At 67.3% G+C, this 15,782-nt stretch carries 15 protein-coding genes and 2 pseudogenes; 11 read left to right on the forward strand and 6 right to left on the reverse strand.

Annotation, left to right across the window (positions count from 1 at the left end):
- The first annotated feature begins 52 nt into the window (after positions 1–52).
- The 9 genes from AC1RUS_RS00360 (at position 53) to AC1RUS_RS00400 (ending at position 10,158) form a co-directional block, all read left to right on the forward strand.
- Positions 53–1,150, forward strand: coding sequence for an ABC transporter substrate-binding protein (locus AC1RUS_RS00360; protein WP_492911899.1), 1,098 nt, complete (start codon positions 53–55; stop codon positions 1,148–1,150).
- A gap of 158 nt (positions 1,151–1,308) precedes the next feature.
- Complete coding sequence (locus tag AC1RUS_RS00365; RefSeq protein WP_492911901.1) at positions 1,309–2,217, forward strand: ABC transporter permease; 909 nt, start codon at positions 1,309–1,311, stop codon at positions 2,215–2,217.
- 187 nt (positions 2,218–2,404) lie between these two features.
- The gene (locus AC1RUS_RS00370) at positions 2,405–3,259 is read left to right on the forward strand and encodes an ABC transporter permease (protein WP_492911903.1); all 855 of its coding nucleotides are present in this window, start codon (positions 2,405–2,407) and stop codon (positions 3,257–3,259) included.
- Positions 3,256–4,371: an ABC transporter ATP-binding protein gene (locus AC1RUS_RS00375; protein ID WP_492911905.1), complete on the forward strand. Its 1,116-nt coding sequence runs from the start codon at positions 3,256–3,258 to the stop codon at positions 4,369–4,371. The genes AC1RUS_RS00370 and AC1RUS_RS00375 overlap by 4 nt, the downstream gene beginning before the upstream one ends.
- A gap of 152 nt (positions 4,372–4,523) precedes the next feature.
- Positions 4,524–5,339: a gamma-glutamyl-gamma-aminobutyrate hydrolase family protein gene (locus tag AC1RUS_RS00380; protein WP_492911907.1), complete on the forward strand. Its 816-nt coding sequence runs from the start codon at positions 4,524–4,526 to the stop codon at positions 5,337–5,339.
- An 88-nt stretch (positions 5,340–5,427) separates the two neighbouring features.
- A complete protein-coding gene (locus tag AC1RUS_RS00385) occupies positions 5,428–6,831 on the forward strand; it encodes an aspartate aminotransferase family protein (protein ID WP_492911909.1) in 1,404 nt (467 codons plus the stop codon).
- Complete coding sequence (locus AC1RUS_RS00390; RefSeq protein ID WP_492911911.1) at positions 6,828–8,231, forward strand: glutamine synthetase family protein; 1,404 nt, start codon at positions 6,828–6,830, stop codon at positions 8,229–8,231. The genes AC1RUS_RS00385 and AC1RUS_RS00390 overlap by 4 nt, the downstream gene beginning before the upstream one ends.
- A 129-nt stretch (positions 8,232–8,360) precedes the next feature.
- The gene (locus AC1RUS_RS00395; RefSeq protein WP_492911913.1) at positions 8,361–9,629 is read left to right on the forward strand and encodes an NAD(P)/FAD-dependent oxidoreductase; all 1,269 of its coding nucleotides are present in this window, start codon (positions 8,361–8,363) and stop codon (positions 9,627–9,629) included.
- Positions 9,630–9,918: 289 nt separating this feature from the next.
- Entirely contained in the window at positions 9,919–10,158 is a 240-nt protein-coding gene (locus AC1RUS_RS00400) for a hypothetical protein (protein WP_492911915.1), read from the forward strand.
- Here the strand turns inward: AC1RUS_RS00400 and AC1RUS_RS00405 are convergent.
- From AC1RUS_RS00405 to AC1RUS_RS00425, 5 genes and pseudogenes are all read right to left on the reverse strand, one after another.
- Complete coding sequence (locus AC1RUS_RS00405; protein ID WP_492911917.1) at positions 10,155–10,763, reverse strand: TetR family transcriptional regulator C-terminal domain-containing protein; 609 nt, start codon at positions 10,761–10,763, stop codon at positions 10,155–10,157. The genes AC1RUS_RS00400 and AC1RUS_RS00405 overlap by 4 nt on opposite strands.
- A 31-nt stretch (positions 10,764–10,794) precedes the next feature.
- Positions 10,795–10,927 (reverse strand): annotated as a pseudogene (locus AC1RUS_RS00410) (hypothetical protein).
- Positions 10,921–11,049, reverse strand: a pseudogene (locus AC1RUS_RS00415) (aromatic ring-hydroxylating oxygenase subunit alpha); the annotation flags it as partial. The pseudogenes AC1RUS_RS00410 and AC1RUS_RS00415, both read right to left, overlap by 7 nt.
- Before the next feature lie 8 nt (positions 11,050–11,057).
- Positions 11,058–12,701 (reverse strand): phytoene desaturase family protein, encoded by a 1,644-nt coding sequence (locus tag AC1RUS_RS00420; protein ID WP_492911919.1) that lies wholly within the window; start codon positions 12,699–12,701, stop codon positions 11,058–11,060.
- 95 nt (positions 12,702–12,796) lie between these two features.
- Positions 12,797–13,441: a glutathione S-transferase gene (locus AC1RUS_RS00425; protein ID WP_492911921.1), complete on the reverse strand. Its 645-nt coding sequence runs from the start codon at positions 13,439–13,441 to the stop codon at positions 12,797–12,799.
- Between the two features lie 107 nt (positions 13,442–13,548).
- On the opposite strand from AC1RUS_RS00425, the gene AC1RUS_RS00430 reads away from it, so the two are divergent.
- Both AC1RUS_RS00430 and AC1RUS_RS00435 read left to right on the forward strand, forming a co-directional pair.
- Positions 13,549–14,118: a TetR/AcrR family transcriptional regulator gene (locus AC1RUS_RS00430; RefSeq protein WP_492911923.1), complete on the forward strand. Its 570-nt coding sequence runs from the start codon at positions 13,549–13,551 to the stop codon at positions 14,116–14,118.
- Between the two features lie 79 nt (positions 14,119–14,197).
- Positions 14,198–14,401 (forward strand): hypothetical protein, encoded by a 204-nt coding sequence (locus AC1RUS_RS00435; RefSeq protein ID WP_492912943.1) that lies wholly within the window; start codon positions 14,198–14,200, stop codon positions 14,399–14,401.
- On the opposite strand, the gene AC1RUS_RS00440 is transcribed toward AC1RUS_RS00435, so the two are convergent.
- On the reverse strand, positions 14,398–15,759 hold the full coding sequence (locus tag AC1RUS_RS00440) for an aminotransferase-like domain-containing protein (RefSeq protein WP_492911925.1): 1,362 nt from the start codon (positions 15,757–15,759) through the stop codon (positions 14,398–14,400). The genes AC1RUS_RS00435 and AC1RUS_RS00440 overlap by 4 nt on opposite strands.
- Positions 15,760–15,782 lie beyond the last annotated feature (23 nt).

Consider the following 15,782-nt stretch of genomic DNA (forward strand, 5'->3'; position numbering starts at 1 on the left):
TTGAACCGCCGGTTGACGCCGGCCTCGGACGGACAGGGAGCTTAGAGGGACCATGAGCACCATCACTCAACGGGGACTGAACCGCCGGTCGATGCTGGCGGCGACCGGCGCGGCCGCCATCGGCCTGACCTTCACGGCCTGTAGCCCGAAGGACGCGGCCAAGCCCGCCGCCGGCGGCGAAGAGGCCAAGCTCAACTTCTACAACTGGGACACCTATATCGGCGACACCACCCTGGCCGACTTCAAGAAGGCCACCGGCGTCGACGTGAACATGAGCCTGTTCGCGACCAACGACGAGCTGTTCGCCAAGCTGAAGGCGGGCAATCCTGGCTTCGACGTCATCGTGCCGTCCAACGAGTTCGTCACCCGCATGGGCCAGGCGGGCCTGCTGGAAGTGCTGGATCACACCAAGATTCCCAACACCAAGAACATCGACCCGGCCTTCATGAACCCCGACTACGACCCGGGTCGCAAGTTCTCGATGCCCTATACCTGGCTGGTGCTGGGCATCGGCTATCGCAAGAGCAAGGTGAAGGGCGTTCCGGACAGCTGGAAGTACCTGTTCGATAGCAACCAGTACGCCGGCAAGATCGCCCTGCTGTCGGAAAGCGCCGACCTGATCCGCCTGGCCGCCAAGTACAAGGGCCACAGCGTCAACAACATCCCGCCTGAGCTCGTCGCCGAGATCGAAAAGATGCTGATCAAGCAGAAGCCGTTCATCAAGGCGTTCCACGACGACAACGGCCAGGACATGCTGGCCTCGGGAGAGGTGGACCTGGTTCTGGAATACAACGGCGACATCGCCCAGCTGATGAAAGAAGACGAGGACGTCGACTTCGTAATCCCCAAGGAAGGATCGCTGATCAACTCCGACACCCTGTGCATCCCCAAGGGCGCGCCGCGTCCGCTGAACGCGCACAAGTTCATCAACTACCTGCTGGACGCCGAGGCCGGGGCGACGATCTCCAAGACCATCCTCTATCCGACGCCCAACGCGGCGGCGAAGGCGCTGATGCCCGAGGACTACAAGAACAACCCGGTGATCTTCCCGCCCCCGGCCGTGATGGCCAAGTGCGAGTACGGGGCGTTCGAGGGGGCCGAAAAGGCGAGCGAGTACGAGGAAGTCATCACGCGGGTGCGGGCGGCTTAGCGGCCGTTCTCCCTTCCCCCTTTTGATGGGGGAAGGGCCGGGGATGGGGGTGACACCGTCGGCGGATTGCACGCCGACCGCGCCTCATCCTGAACCGCTTTCACCCCCAACCCCCGCCCTTCCCCCATCAAGGGGGAAGGGAGCCTTCGGAGGACCCGATGGAGCAAAGCTGGAAACAGGCCAAGGCGGTGTTCGCCGCGGCGCTGGGCCCGCCGCTGTTCTGGCTGGTGCTGTTCTTCCTGGTCCCGCTGGCCATCGTCTGGGCCTACAGCTTCGGCCACAACGACGGCCTGACCGACATCGCCATCACCGGCACGTTCAAGAACTACGCCCGGGCGATCGAGCCGCTGTACCTGAAGATCTTCATCAAGTCGGCCTGGGTGGCGGCCCTGACCACGTTCCTGTGCCTCGTGATCGGCTTCCCCGTCGCCCTGGCCATCACCTTCGCGTCCGACAAGGCCAAGACCTGGCTCTTGCTGCTGATCATGCTGCCGTTCTGGACGAACCTGTTGATCCGCACCTACGCCCTGATCGCCGTGCTGCGCACCGAGGGCTATATCAACATGGGCCTGGAGTGGATCTGGAAGGGCGGCGGCGTGGTCGGCGCCCTACTTGGCCTGCAGCCGATCGGTGAGTTCCAGCCGCTGGAGCTGCTGCACAACAATTTCGCCGTCGTTCTGGGCCTCATCTATGTCCACCTGCCGTTCATGGTGCTGCCGCTCTATTCGGCGCTGGACCGGCTGGACAAGTCGCTGCTGGAGGCCAGCCTCGACCTGGGCGCCGGGCACCTGCGGACCCTGTTCAAGGTCGTCGTGCCCCTGGCCTTGCCGGGCATAGCCTCGGGGGTGCTGATCACCTTCATCCCAGCTCTGGGCGCCTATCTGACCCCCGATCTGCTGGGCGGTCCCGACAGCCAGATGATCGCCAACGTCATCGAGCGCCAGTTCAAGCGCGCCAATGACTGGCCGTTCGGCGCGGCCATGTCCTTCGTGCTGATGTACCTGACCTTCATCGCCATCGCGATCCAGGCGGTGCTGTCGCGTAAAGCGCCTGAGGGGAAGGCATGAGCCGGTCGCTCAGAGCCATGACGCCCCCTCCGTCATGTCGCGTATTCGCGCCATGCCACCTCCCCCGTTTCACGGGTGAGGAGAAGAGAGCCGCTTCCTCCTCCCATGCGAAGCGGGGGAGGTGGCGCGCTGCGAATACGCAGCGTGACGGAGGGGGCGTCCGGCCCTTTCAGAAAGGGGCGCTGTGATGCCGAAACGCTCCGCACCCGGCCCCCTCGAATATCTCCGCCGCTGGCAGATGCAGGCCTGGCTGGCGGCCGTGGCGATCTTCCTCTACGCGCCGCTGATCGCCCTGATGGCGTTCAGCTTCAACGACAGTCGACGCAACATCGTCTGGAAGGGCTTCACCCTCAAATATTACGACAAGGCCTTCCACAATGACGGCCTGATCGAGGCGTTCGGCAACAGCCTGACCATCGCGGCGGTGTCGACCGTGGTTAGCGTCGCGCTCGGGGCCATGGTCGCCCTGGCGCTATGGCGGTTCCGCTTCCCCGGCAAGACGGCGCTGGACGGGGCCCTGGCCCTGCCGATCGTGGTGCCCGAGATCTGCATGGGCGTGGCGATGCTGGTGTTCTTCGCCAAGGTGATGCCGTGGCCGCAGGGCATGGTGTGGCCGCTGAACTTGGGCGCGATCATCATCTCGCACGTGTCGTTCTCGTTCCCGTTCGTGGCGGTGGTGGTGCGCGCGCGCATGGCCAGCTTCAACCGCGAGATGGAGGAGGCGGCGCGGGACCTGGGCGCGGGCGAGTGGCGGACGATCAAGGACGTGATCCTGCCGCACATGGCGCCGTCGCTGGTGGCCGGGTCGCTGCTGGCCTTCACGCTCAGCCTGGACGACTTCGTCATCACCTTCTTCACGGCTGGACCCGACACCGTGACCTTCCCGGTGAAGGTCTATTCGATGGTCCGCTTCTCCGTGACGCCCGAGGTCAACGCGGCCTCGACCATTCTGATCGTGCTGACCGTGATCCTGACGGCCGTCGCCCTGAAGCTGCAGGGCAATTCGGCGGCGACGGCGGGACATGGTGGGGAAAAGTCATGAGCATCATCACCTTCGAGAACGTCACCAAACGCTTCGGCAAGATGGTGGCGGTCGACAATGTCTCGCTCAGCGTCGAGGAGGGCGAGTTCTTCTCGCTGCTGGGCCCGTCGGGCTGCGGCAAGACCACGCTGCTGCGGATGCTGGCCGGGTTCGAGACCCCAACCGAGGGCCGGATCCTGATCGACGGACAGGACATCTCCAACGTGCCGCCCAACAAGCGGCCGGTGAACATGGTGTTCCAGTCCTATGCGGTGTTCCCGCACATGACCGTAGCCGACAACGTCGCCTATGGCCTGAAGGTCGACAAGGTGGCCAAGACCGAGCGCGACCGGCGCGTGGCCGAGGCGCTGGAGTTGGTGCAGCTGGGCGGCCTGGGGGCGCGCAAGCCCGACCAGCTTTCCGGCGGCCAGCGCCAGCGCGTGGCCCTCGCCCGGGCGCTGGTGAAGCGGCCCCGCGTGCTGCTGTTGGACGAGCCGCTGTCGGCCCTGGACGCCAAGCTACGGGAGCAGATGCGCACCGAGCTGTGCACCCTGCAGGAGAAGGTCGGCATCACCTTCATCATGGTCACCCATGACCAGGACGAGGCGCTGGCGCTCGCCACCCGCTGCGCGGTGATGAACCGGGGCGTGCTGCAGCAGGTGGCCACGCCCAGCGACCTCTACGAGTTCCCCAACAGCCGCTTCGTGGCCGACTTCATCGGCAGCGTGAACCTGTTCGAGGGCGTGCTGGCGGTGGACGAGCCCAGCCACGCGGTGATCCGTTCGCCCGACATGCCGGTGGACATCTTCCTGGACCACGGCGTCACCGGCCCGCGCGGCGGCGCGGCCTGGGCGGCGATCCGGCCCGAGAAGATCGAGCTGCACAAGAAGGTCGCGGGCGCCGAGGCTCCCAACCTCGGCGACGCGCCCAAGGGCTCCAACGCCGTGGAAGGGACTATCCGGCATGAGGCCTATCTGGGGGGCTCTTCGGTCTATGAGGTCGAGATCGCCGGCGGGCGGCGGGTGAAGGTGCATCGCTCGAACCTGACCCGCTGGGACCAGGAGGACTTCAAGCTCGGCGAGGATGTCTGGCTGTGCTGGCACGCCTGTTCGCCGGCGGTGTTATTGAGCTGAGTGATGACGGACCCTTCCACATCGTCCTTCCCCCTTGATGGGGGAAGGTGGCCGCGAAGCGGTCGGATGGGGGTGAACGCGAAGCGTTCTTCGCGCGGCCGGCGCCGCATCACCCCCATCCCCGACCCTTCCCCCATCAAGGGGGAAGGGAGATGAGGCCCGTCGCCGGCATCATCTGCTGCACCCGCACCGTCGGGATCGAGCCGGCCCAGGCGGTGATGAACCGCTATGTCGCCGGCGCGATGCAGTATGCCGACGCCGCGGCCCTGCTGGTCCCGTCGATGCCGGAGCTGATGAAGGCGTCCGAGGTCGCCGCGCGGTTGGACGGTTTGATGCTGACCGGCAGCCCGTCAAACATGGGCGCGAACCTCTACGGCGAGGACGCTCCCGACGCGCCCGGCCCGTTCGATCCGGCCCGCGACACCATGACCGCCGACCTGATCAAGGCCATGCTCGATCTGGGCCGGCCCGTGTTCGGGGTGTGCCGAGGCTTCCAGGAGATCAACGTCGCGTTCGGCGGCTCACTCCGCCGCGACATGGCGTCGAGCGCCGAGCTGATCGCCCACCATGCGCCGGCCGACGTCGATTTCAACAGCATGTTCGACCACCTGCATCTGGTCGATCTGACCCCCGGCGGTGTGCTCGCGACGGCGTTCGACACCGACCGCGCGGTGGTCAATTCCGTGCACTACCAAGGCGTCGACCGGCTGGGCGAAGGCCTGTCCATCGAGGCCCGCGCCGAGGACGGTGTGGTCGAGGCCGTGTCGGCCACCGTCAACGGCGCGCCCGTCCTGGCCGTGCAGTGGCACCCCGAGTGGAAGCCCGCCGCCAACCCGCAGTCCCAGATCTTTTTCGAACTATTCGGCAAGGCCCTGCGGGGACAACAAATCTCTTCCCTCCCCCTTGATGGGGGAGAGGCAGGGGTGGGGGTGACAGCGCCGGCGGGTTTCAGCGCGGCCGCGCCATGACCTGAACGTCTGTCACCCCCATCCCCAACCCTTCCCCCATCAAAGGGGGAAGGGAGAAAGAAACGAAATCGTCCAGGAGTCGCCCATCATGACCGTCCCGATCCGCAACCACAACATCGCCGAGCTCAAGCGCCTGGACCTGGCCCATCACCTGCCGGCCCAGACCGACTACAAGCTGCAGCAGGAACTGGGCGGCAGCCGGATCATCACCCGCGCCGACGGGGTCTATATCCATGACGGCGAGGGCCACCAGATCCTCGATGGCATGGCCGGGCTGTGGTGCGTCAATGTCGGCTATGGCCGCACCGAGCTGGCCCAGGCGGCCTATGACCAGATGCTGGAGCTGCCCTACTACAACACCTTCTTCAAGACGGCCTCGCCGCCGCCGATCCAGCTGGCGGCCAAAATCGCCGAGAAGATGGGCGGTCATCTGAGCCACGTGTTCTTCAACTCGTCGGGCTCGGAGGCCAATGACACCGTCTTCCGCCTGGCGCGCCACTACTGGAAGCTCAAGGGCCAGCCGCAGCGCACGGTCTTCATCAGTCGCTGGAACGCCTATCACGGCTCGACCGTGGCCGGGGTCAGCCTGGGCGGCATGAAGCACATGCATGTGCAGGGCGATCTGCCGATCCCCGGCGTCGAGCACGTGATACAGCCTTACGGCTTCAGCGACGGCTTCGGCGAGGACCCTGCCGCGTTCCGCGACCGCGCGGTGCAGGCCATCGAGGACAAAATCCTGGAGGTCGGTCCCGAGAACGTCGCGGCCTTCATCGGCGAGCCGATCCAGGGGGCGGGCGGGGTGATCATCCCGCCCGACGGTTACTGGCCGGCGGTCGAGGCGGTCTGCCGCAAGTATGGCATCCTGCTGGTCTGCGACGAGGTGATCTGCGGCTTCGGGCGCCTGGGCCAATGGTTCGGCCACCAGCATTACGGCGTGAAGCCCGACATGATCGCCATGGCCAAGGGCCTGTCGTCCGGCTACCTGCCGATCAGCGCCGTGGGCGTTGCCGACTTCATCGTCGCCGAGCTGAAGGAGAAGGGCGGAGACTTCATCCACGGCTTCACCTATTCGGGTCACCCGACCGCCGCCGCCGTGGCTCTGAAGAACATCGAGATCATGGAGCGCGAGGGCCTGGTCGGGCGCACCCGCGACGACACCGGTCCCTATCTCGCCAAGGCCCTCGCCAGCCTGAACGACCACCCGTTGGTCGGCGAGACCCGCTCGCTGGGCCTGATCGGCGCCGTCGAGATCGTCCGCGAGCAGGGTACGAACCATCGCTTCCTCGACAAGGAAGGCGAGGCGGGGCCGATCGTCCGTGATTTGTGCATCAAGAACGGCCTGATGGTCCGCGCCATCCGCGACAGCATCGTCTGCTGCCCGCCGCTGATTATCACCCACGCCGAGATCGACGAACTGGTGGGGATCATCCGCAAGTCGCTCGACGAGGCCGAGCCCGTCCTGCGCGCCCTGAAACCGGAGGGCGTGTCATGAAACATCCCAAGCACAAGAAGGCCAAGCCGGACCAGCGGATCAACCGCGGCGTCTCGACGCTGGAGGAGGCCCAGGCCTGGTTCGCCCGCCAGAACATCGAGGAGATCGAGTGCGTGGTGCCCGATCTGGCCGGCGTGGCGCGCGGCAAGATCATGCCGGTGCGCAAGTTCCTGGGCACGCCGTCGATGAACCTGCCGCTGGCGGTGTTCTACCAGACCATCACCGGGGACTTCCCCGAGTTCGCCGGGGCGGTGAACGCGGTGCAGTCGGACACCGACATCTTCCTGACCCCCGACTTCGCCACCCTCGCGGTGGTGCCCTGGGCCCAGGACCCGACCGCCCAGGTTATCCACGACGCCTTCCATCCCGACGGCCGCCCGGTCGAGGAAAGCCCGCGCCAGGTGCTGCGGCGGGTGCTGGCGCTGTACAAGGACAAGGGCTGGGATCCGATCGTTGCGCCGGAGATCGAGTTCTACCTCGTCGACAAGAACACCGACCCCGACTACCCGCTAAAGCCGCCGATCGGCCGCTCGGGCCGGCCCGAGACCGGTCGCCAGGGCTACTCGATCGCGGCGGTCAACGAGTTCGATGCGCTGTTCGAAGATATGTACGAGTATTCCGAGCGTCAGGGCCTGGAGATCGACACCCTGATCCACGAAAGCGGCGTGGCCCAGATGGAGATCAACCTGCGGCACGGCAATCCGCTGGAGTTGGCCGACCAGGTGTTCATGTTCAAGCGCACCATCCGCGAGGTGGCGCTGGAGCACGAGATCTACGCCACGTTCATGGCCAAGCCGATGGCGTCCGAGCCGGGCAGCGCCATGCACATCCACCAGTCGATCGTCGGCGCGGACGGCCAGAACCTGTTCTCGCACCACAAGACCGGCGAGGAGACGACCCAGTTCCACAACTTCATCGCCGGCCAGCAGACCTATCTGCCGGCGATCATGGCCATCCTGGCGCCCTACGTGAACTCGTACCGCCGGATCGCCAAGGACAGCGGCGCGCCGGTCAACAAGCAGTGGGGCTACGACAACCGCACCTGCGGCCTGCGCGTGCCGCCGTCGGACGTCGCTAACCGCCGGCTGGAAAACAGGATTCCCTCCTCTGACGCCAATCCCTACCTGGCGATCGCCGCGACCCTGGCGGCCGGTTATCTGGGCATGGTTCAGGGTCTGACGCCCAGCGCACCGGTCGAGACCGACGCCAGCACGCGCGGCATCGAACTGCCGCGCAGCCTGACGGAGTCCCTGCTGCTGTTCGAGAGCGCCGAGCCGCTGGTCGAGATCCTGGGGCCGGGCTTCTGCCAGGCCTACGACACGGTCAAGCGCGCCGAGTACGAGACCTTCATGCGCACCATCAGCCCGTGGGAGCGGGAGTTCCTGCTGCTGAATGTGTGATGGCGGCAGCCACTTGCCCCCTACGGATCGCTTCGCGATCGTCTTCCCCCATAGGGGGAAGATGAAGCGCGCCGCCCCCAATCTTCCCCCTATGGAGGAGGAGCGCCGCAGGCGCGGAGGGGGCGAGTGATGGCCAGTTCGAGCTTCTACGCCGACACCGCCACGCCGTTCCCGCCCCAGCCGGCGCTGACCGATGATGTGCGGGCCGACGTCTGCGTGATCGGCGCGGGCTACACTGGCCTGGGCGCGGCGCTGGAACTGGCCCGGCGCGGCGTCTCGGTGATCGTGCTGGAAGCCAACACCGTCGGCTCCGCCGCCTCGGGCCTGAACGGCGGCCAGGTCCATACGGGCCAGCGGCGCGATCAGGTCTGGCTGGAGAAGACGGTCGGCCCGGACAACGCCATGGCCCTGTGGCGCCTGGCCGAGGACGCCCGGGTCCATCTGCACGCCACCGTCGCAGAGCACGCCATCGCCTGCGACCTGAAGCCGGGCATGATCCACGCGCGACATCGCCCGAACGGCGAGACCGAGGACGCCGCCCACATCGAGCACATGGCCAAGCGCTATGGCTATGACGCGCTGTCGCTGATCGAGACCGACGACCTGGCGCATGAGCTGGGGACTGACGTCTATCACGGCGGCCTTATCGACCGGGGCGGCGGCCACCTGCACCCGCTGAACCTGGCGTTGGGCCTGGCGCGCGCCGCGATCTCGGCCGGGGCGACTATTCACGAGCAGACCCGGGCATTGGCCTGGCGGCGCGATAGCGGCAGGATGGTGGTCGAGACGACGTCCGGTCGGGTGACCTGCGACCAGTTGATCCTGTCCGGCGACGGCTCGCTGAACCGCATGGCCGGCAAGGCGCGCGCGCGGGTGATGCCGATCAACAACTTCATCCTCACGACCCAGCCGTTGGGCGCGCGGGCCGCCGAGATCCTCCGCTCGGATGCGGCCGTGGCCGACAGTCGCTTCGTCGTGAACTATTTCCGCAAGACATCCGACGGCCGGCTGCTGTTCGGGGGCGGCGAGAACTGCCGGCCGGGCTTTCCGTCCGACATTGCGGGGTTCGTGCGCCGGCACATGCTGAAGATCTATCCTCAGCTCGCCGACCTCGAGATCAGCCACGCCTGGGGCGGGACCCTGGGCATCACGATGAACCGCGTGCCCTTCGTCGGCGAGGTCGCGCCGGGGGTGCGCGCAGCATCCGGCTATTCGGGCCAGGGGGTGATGCTGGCGCCCTATGTCGGCAAGCTGCTGGCCGATGCGGCGTTGGGCGAGGGGGAGGGTGTCGAGCTGCTGTCGCGCTTGCCGACGCCGCCGTTTCCAGGCGGCCGGCTGCTGCGATGGCCGCTGACGGTGGCGGGTCTGAGCTGGTACGCGCTGCGCGATCGGCTGTGAATGGACATCCCTCTGCGCGCCCTCTCTGCTCGCCGCGGCGCTCGAGCAAGCCGAGGCGATCGCCGGCGATCCGATGGTGAAGGGCTGAGTCGACCACCCGACTCATTGCGCCTTAAAATTCAACTGAGCGGGGAGCTACGCCTTAAAGTTGCTTGCTCGTTCACCATCAAAACCCTTGGTATGGCTCGTGCAGTGTGCAATGCAACGTCGATGTTGCTGTGCAGCATTGAAACGGTTGTCTCATGCGGCCGGTATCACCGACCCTGAGGCCAGAGCGAGGAGCACTGCAATGTCCTACGAGCACAACTATTTCGTTCGACCCGTCTCCGGCGTCTGGCACGTCACCTGGAACGAAGCCGCCGACCTGATCGGCTCCTATTCGTGCCAGCCTGAAGCGGTGGCTGTGGCCGAGCTTCTGGCCAAGCACATGCGCAGCCAAGGCAAGAGCGCCAAGGTCCACGTGTCCGAACCCGAAGTCCGCCGCGTCAGCTGGGGCCGCAGCTTCGCTGGCGCCCAGGTGGCTGCCTAGTCCACGAACAGCGGCGCTGGCGAGTAGCTCGCCAGCAGCCGTTCGGCGATCGCGCTGGCCTCGGCCGGCGTGAAGACGGTCGGGTCCAGGCACAGCTCCAGCCACAGGCCATCGACCACGGCGGTCAGGCCTATCGCCGCCAGCCGCGCATCGGCGTGGGGGCGGCAGGCCGCCAGCAATTCCTCCAGCCTCGCGCGATAGCCGGCATAGGTCCGGCGGTGGATCGCTGCGATGCCGTCGTCCACCTTCGCCAGGCTCCGGAACCCCAGCCAGGCGGATAGCAGTTGTGCGTCCAGCACCGGCGGCCGGAAGCTGGCGGTCAGATAGGCCGACAGCCGGGCGTGAGGATTGTCGCCGGCCTGCGCGACCGCATCCTCCAGCGCTGCGGCGATCCGCTGGCTCACCGCCTCGTAGGCCGCCGCGATCAGGGCGTCGACGCCGTCGAAATAGTGGCGCAGCAGACCCGGCGAGACGCCGGCTTCGGCACAGATGGTCCTGACTGACGTTCCCGCAACCCCGTCGCGGGCGAGCACGGTTTCGGCGGCGGCGACCAGGGCGCTGCGGCGGACGTCGGCGGTTTCGCGGGTGAAGGGGGCGCGGGTCATCCGAGGCTGGACGCCCCCTCCGTCACGTCGCCTATCGGCGCCGCGCCACCTCCCCCGCGAGCGGGGCGGGAGCAGAGCGGCTGAACCCTCCTGCCCCGTGAAACGGGGGAGGTGGCGCGATGCGAATACGCATCGTGACGGAGGGGGCGTTCTGACCTCACCACCCCTCCGACGGCCGATTCAGCCTCGTCTCGGGGATCAACGCTCGCATCTTCCGGCCGAAACTCCGCAGGCTGACCTCGCTGTTGACCTGACGGTTGATCCGCCAGTTCAGAGAGCGGACCGCCATGCTCATCACCGCCCCACCGCCGACAACTTCACCGCCGTGACGAAATCCCGATCCCGCAGGATCTCCCGCGCCGCATTGCGCCCCGGATTGCCTGAGACCCCGCCGCCCGGATGGCAGCCCGCGCCGCACATGTAGAGCCCTTCCAGCGGCCCACGATGGCTGGCGTGGCCCAGGATCGGCCGCGCCGCCCACAGCTGATCCAGCGACATGCGCCCATGCATGATGTCGCCGCCGACCAGGCCCAGCTTTCGCTCCAGATCCAGCGGCGACAGGATCATCCGCCCCACCACCGAGGTCTTGAAGTTCGGCGCCCAGTCATTGACCGTGTCGATGATCAGGTCGGCGGCGGCCTCGCGCTCGTCGTCCCAGGATCGGCCGTCGGGAAGCTCCGGCGCGAACTGCTGGCAGAACAGGCTGGCGACGTGCTGGCCCTTCGGGGCCAGGCTGTCGTCCAGGGTCGAGGGGATCAGCATCTCGACGATAGGCTTCTTGCTGATGCCGAAGGCCTTGGCGTCGCGATAGGCCTCGTCCATGTAGTCGAGGCTGGGCGAGATCACGATGCCGCTCTGATGGTGCTCGGCCACGGCCTTGCCGGGCAGGCAGGTGAAGTCCGGAAGCTCCGATAGCGCCACGTTCATCCGGAAGGTGCCCGAGCCGTTCTTGTAGCCCTTGATCGCCTTGGCGAAGGCCGGCGGCAGGGCCGAGGGCGCGATCAGCTTGCCGTACAGCAGAGCCGGGTTGAGGTTGGACGAGACGATCGGGGCCATGATCTGACGGCCGTCGACCAACTGTACCCCCGTCGCCTTCGCGCCCGTCTTGCCGTTCTCGACATGCACGGCCTCGACGGGAGCGTTGAGCAGGATCTCGACCCCGGCCGCCTCGCAGGCCTTGGCCATGGCTTGGGTGATCGACCCCATGCCGCCGATGGCGTGGCCCCAGGCACCCTTCTTGCCGTTCACCTCGCCGAAGGTGTGGTGCAGCAGAACGTAGGCCGAGCCCGGCGAATCCGGGCTGGCGAAGTTGCCGACCACGGCGTCGAAGCCGAAGCTGGCCTTGACCGCGTCGCTCTCGAACCAGCCGTCCAGGACGTCGCGGGCGCTCTTGGTGAAGAGGTCCAGCAGGTCCCTTTTCCGCTCCTTCGACAGGAACGCCAGCCGCGTGCCTTGGCGCACGCCGCGCAGCAGGCCGTGCAGACCGTCGCCGAGGTTGGGCGGGGTCTCGGCGGCCAGGACGCGCAGCACGTCGCCGATCTCGTCGAGCATGGCGTAATAGGCCGGCAGCACCTCGGCGTCCTTGCGCGAGTACTGCCGGAACGCCTCCTGGGTGCGCTCCAGACCGCCGCCCAGCTTCAGGTATTTGCTGTCGCTGACCGGCAGGAAGTTGGAGATCGGTCGCTCGACGATCTTCAGTCCGTAGCCGTAGAGGCCCATGTCGGCGATGATCTTGGGGCTGAGCAGGCTGACCGTGTAGCTGGCCACCGAATTGCGGAAGCCCGGATGGAACTCTTCGGTCACCGCCGCCCCGCCGACCACGCCGCGCGCCTCGCAGACCGTGACCTTCAGCCCGGCCTTGGCCAGGTAAAAGGCGCAGACGAGGCCGTTATGTCCCCCACCGATGATGACCGCGTCGCGGGTGTGAGCAGCGGCCATGTCGTGTGTCCCCAGATATCGGGGCGAGGTTACTATACGACTGTATAATAGGCAAGGGGCGGAGCGCGCCGCGAGCGCCTCCGCCCCATTTCCCGTCAGGCCGGGTTCTGGACGCTGGGCCTTTGCTCGACGCGCGTCCGCCAGGCCGACAGGGCGACGCAGTCGTCGGGCACGGGGATCTGCGCGAAGCCGGCGAACACCAGCCCTTCCAGAACGGTGATGTCGGCCATCGAGAAGGCGTCGCCGGCCACATAGGGCTGGTCGCGCAGGACGCCGTCGAAATAGCGCATGCCGGCCACGGCCTTGTCGCGCTGCATGCGGCCCCACTCGCTGCGGCCGGTCCAGTTCGGACTCTTGTGGGCCTGAAGCGCGGGGCCGAGGCCCCGCGTGGCGTGGTGGAAATAGCCGCCCACCGCATCGATCAGCTCGGATTCGGCGCGCTTCTGCATCATGTGGATCACGCCCTTCTCGCGCGGTGTCCTGCCGGTGAGGACTGGCTCGCCGTCCAGATTGTCGATGTACTCGGTGATGGCGGTGCATTCGGAGATGTGCAGGCCGTCGTCCAGTTCCAGCACCGGCACGGTTCCGGTCGGGTTGCGAGCCAGGAAGACTTCGCCCTTGTGCTCGGCGCCGGGCAGGTCGACAGACACGAACTCGACCTGCGAGGCGAGACCCTTCTCGGCCAAGGCGATGCGGATGCGCAGAGGGTTGGGGAAGCCGGGGACGTCGTGAATCTTCATGGTCGATCTCCAATTCTACCTATCGATAGGTAGATGGCGGAAATAGCGATCTTTCCTTCGGCGGTGTCAAGGCCTATCTACCGATAGGTAGCCAGGAGCTAAGAGCCTTGAAGACGGCGATCGATACGCGCGAAACCATCATGACGACGGCCCGATTGATGGTGCAGGCGGCGGGCTACAATGCGCTGAGCTTCCGCGAGATCGCCAAGGCGGTGGGGATCAAGAGCGCCAGCATCCACTATTATTTCCCGACCAAGGGCGACTTGGGCGCGGCCCTGGCCAAGCGTTACACAGAGGACGCAGCGGGCTATTTCGAGACCCTGTTGGACGCGGGCCACGACGTTCGGACCTGCATCGATCTCTATGTCGACGTCTTCCGCGCGGCGCTGCGCAGCGACAACCGCATGTGCCTCTACGGGATCATGGCGGCGGAGTACGGCGACCTGCCGCCCGAGGTGCGGATCGAGGTCGACCGCTTCACCCTGGCCAATGTCGACTGGCTGGTCCGGCTGCTGGCGGGGCGGCGAGAAGGCCTTGATCCGGAGATCGCCCGCCAGAGGGCGCTGGCGATCTTCGCGGCCATCGAGGGCGCGCAGCTGGTGGCGCGCGGGCGCGGCGACATCGGCGTGTTCGACCAGACCATCCAGGCCTACCGCGTCGCAGGCCTGCTTCCCTAGGCGCGGCGCGCCGAGACAAGGCGTGGCGAAGTCGGTCGCGGAGGCCTATATCCGCGCCTTGATTTTACCGGAGCCGACCATGGCCAAGCTGCAGCCCCTTCAGTCGTTCAGCCTGCAAGAGACCGAGGACGGCTATCGCCTGCTGGTCTCGGCGATCGGCGGCGACGCCCTCTATGTGTCGATCACGCCCGACCAGATGGACGACATCATCGACTCCCTGGAACTGGCGGTCGGCGGCGAGGACGACAGCGAAGCGTCCGAAGAGGACGAGGACGCGTTCTAGGGCTTCGGCCGCTCCTCCAGCAGCGCCGCTACCGCCTTCAGCGCCCGGGCCAGGGTCGCGGCCTTGCTTGGCGCGCCCAGCGACAGTCTGACGCCCTCGCGCTTGACGCCCGGGGCCCGGAAGGTCGCGGCGTCGACCAACGACAGGCCCCGCGCGCGCGCCGCCTCCAGCATCCCATCCGCGCTCCAGCCGGCGGGCAGGTCCAGCCAGACATGCAGGCTCTCGGGACCGCCGATCGCCGCGGGCAAGATCTCGGCCGCCAGTCGCCGGCGCGCGATCGCCTCGCGCCGCACGCCGTCCAGCACGCGCAGGGCGTCGCCGTCACGGATCCAGGCGGTGACCACGGCGGCCATCAGCGGTGCGGGCATCTGGGCGATGGCGTGCAGGGCCTCGGCCGTCTCGGCGACCCGATCGGCCGGAGCCACGACCGAGGCGATGCGCAGGCCCGGCGACAGGGTCTTGGCCATGGTGACGACGTGGAACACGCCTTCGGGCCATAGACTCGCCAGCGCGGGCAGGGGCGTGGTCGGCAGCAAACCGTAGGCGTCGTCCTCGATGATCGGGACGCCCGCCGTCCGGGCGACGGCGACGATCGCCTCGCGCCGCGCCAGGCTCATGGTCGCGGTGGTCGGGTTCTGGAGGGTCGGAGTGCAGCAGATCGCGCGCGGGCGATGGTCGGCGCAGAGCCGTTCCAGGACCTTCGGTTCCAGGCCCTCTGCGTCCATCGGGCAGGGGATGACGCGCAGGCCGCGCTGGGCGGCGGCGGTCAGCAGGCCCGGATAGGTCAGTTCCTCGACGAGGATCGCTTCGCCAGGCGCGGCCAGCAAGGCGAGCAGGGCGTTAAGCGCCGTCTGGGCGCCGCTGGTGATCAGCACGTGGTCGGGGTTTGTCGAGGCGAGCGTTGGCGCGCGCCAACTGACCATCGCGGTCCGTTGCGCCAGCGACCCCGAGCCCGGGTGATAGGCCATCAGCACCGCCGGATCGGTGCGGGCCAGCACCGCGCTGGTCGTCTCGCGCAGCAGGGCCCCGAGGTTCAGGCCCTGGGGCTGCGGCGGCAGGTTCATCGACAGGTCGACCAGTCCCGCCTCGTCCTCACCCGTTCGCCCACGGACGAAGGTGCCGCGTCCGGTGGTTCCCTCGATCAGGCCGCGCTCGCGGGCCAGGGCGTAGGCGCGGGTGACGGTGGTGAAGTCGATCCCCATCAGCCGGGCCGCCTCGCGCTGGGCGGGGATCTGGTCGCCGGCCTGCAGCTCACCGTCGGCGATGGCGGCCTCCAAGGCCTGGGCCAGGCGCTTGTAGGCAGGGCCGGACAAGGTTCCGGCGCGTTTCAGCCAGGCGGGAGGAAGGTGCGGCGGCATGGCGGTTGTCTTGCGACCCAGAA

The sequence above is a fragment of the Caulobacter sp. GW821-FHT10F06 genome (assembly GCF_058809215.1).

What these genes read in the sequence shown, in the direction of transcription:
- AC1RUS_RS00440 (WP_492911925.1), bottom strand. Translation starts at nt 15,759, where the DNA reads ATGCCGCCGCACCTTCCTCCCGCCTGGCTGAAACGCGCCGGAACCTTG.
- AC1RUS_RS00390 (WP_492911911.1), top strand. Translation starts at nt 6,828, where the DNA reads ATGAAACATCCCAAGCACAAGAAGGCCAAGCCGGACCAGCGGATCAAC.
- AC1RUS_RS00360 (WP_492911899.1), top strand. Translation starts at nt 53, where the DNA reads ATGAGCACCATCACTCAACGGGGACTGAACCGCCGGTCGATGCTGGCG.
- AC1RUS_RS00405 (WP_492911917.1), bottom strand. Translation starts at nt 10,763, where the DNA reads ATGACCCGCGCCCCCTTCACCCGCGAAACCGCCGACGTCCGCCGCAGC.
- AC1RUS_RS00425 (WP_492911921.1), bottom strand. Translation starts at nt 13,441, where the DNA reads ATGAAGATTCACGACGTCCCCGGCTTCCCCAACCCTCTGCGCATCCGC.
- AC1RUS_RS00395 (WP_492911913.1), top strand. Translation starts at nt 8,361, where the DNA reads ATGGCCAGTTCGAGCTTCTACGCCGACACCGCCACGCCGTTCCCGCCC.
- AC1RUS_RS00435 (WP_492912943.1), top strand. Translation starts at nt 14,198, where the DNA reads ATGGCCAAGCTGCAGCCCCTTCAGTCGTTCAGCCTGCAAGAGACCGAG.
- AC1RUS_RS00375 (WP_492911905.1), top strand. Translation starts at nt 3,256, where the DNA reads ATGAGCATCATCACCTTCGAGAACGTCACCAAACGCTTCGGCAAGATG.
- AC1RUS_RS00385 (WP_492911909.1), top strand. Translation starts at nt 5,428, where the DNA reads ATGACCGTCCCGATCCGCAACCACAACATCGCCGAGCTCAAGCGCCTG.
- AC1RUS_RS00420 (WP_492911919.1), bottom strand. Translation starts at nt 12,701, where the DNA reads ATGGCCGCTGCTCACACCCGCGACGCGGTCATCATCGGTGGGGGACAT.
- AC1RUS_RS00365 (WP_492911901.1), top strand. Translation starts at nt 1,309, where the DNA reads ATGGAGCAAAGCTGGAAACAGGCCAAGGCGGTGTTCGCCGCGGCGCTG.
- AC1RUS_RS00370 (WP_492911903.1), top strand. Translation starts at nt 2,405, where the DNA reads ATGCCGAAACGCTCCGCACCCGGCCCCCTCGAATATCTCCGCCGCTGG.
- AC1RUS_RS00400 (WP_492911915.1), top strand. Translation starts at nt 9,919, where the DNA reads ATGTCCTACGAGCACAACTATTTCGTTCGACCCGTCTCCGGCGTCTGG.
- AC1RUS_RS00380 (WP_492911907.1), top strand. Translation starts at nt 4,524, where the DNA reads ATGAGGCCCGTCGCCGGCATCATCTGCTGCACCCGCACCGTCGGGATC.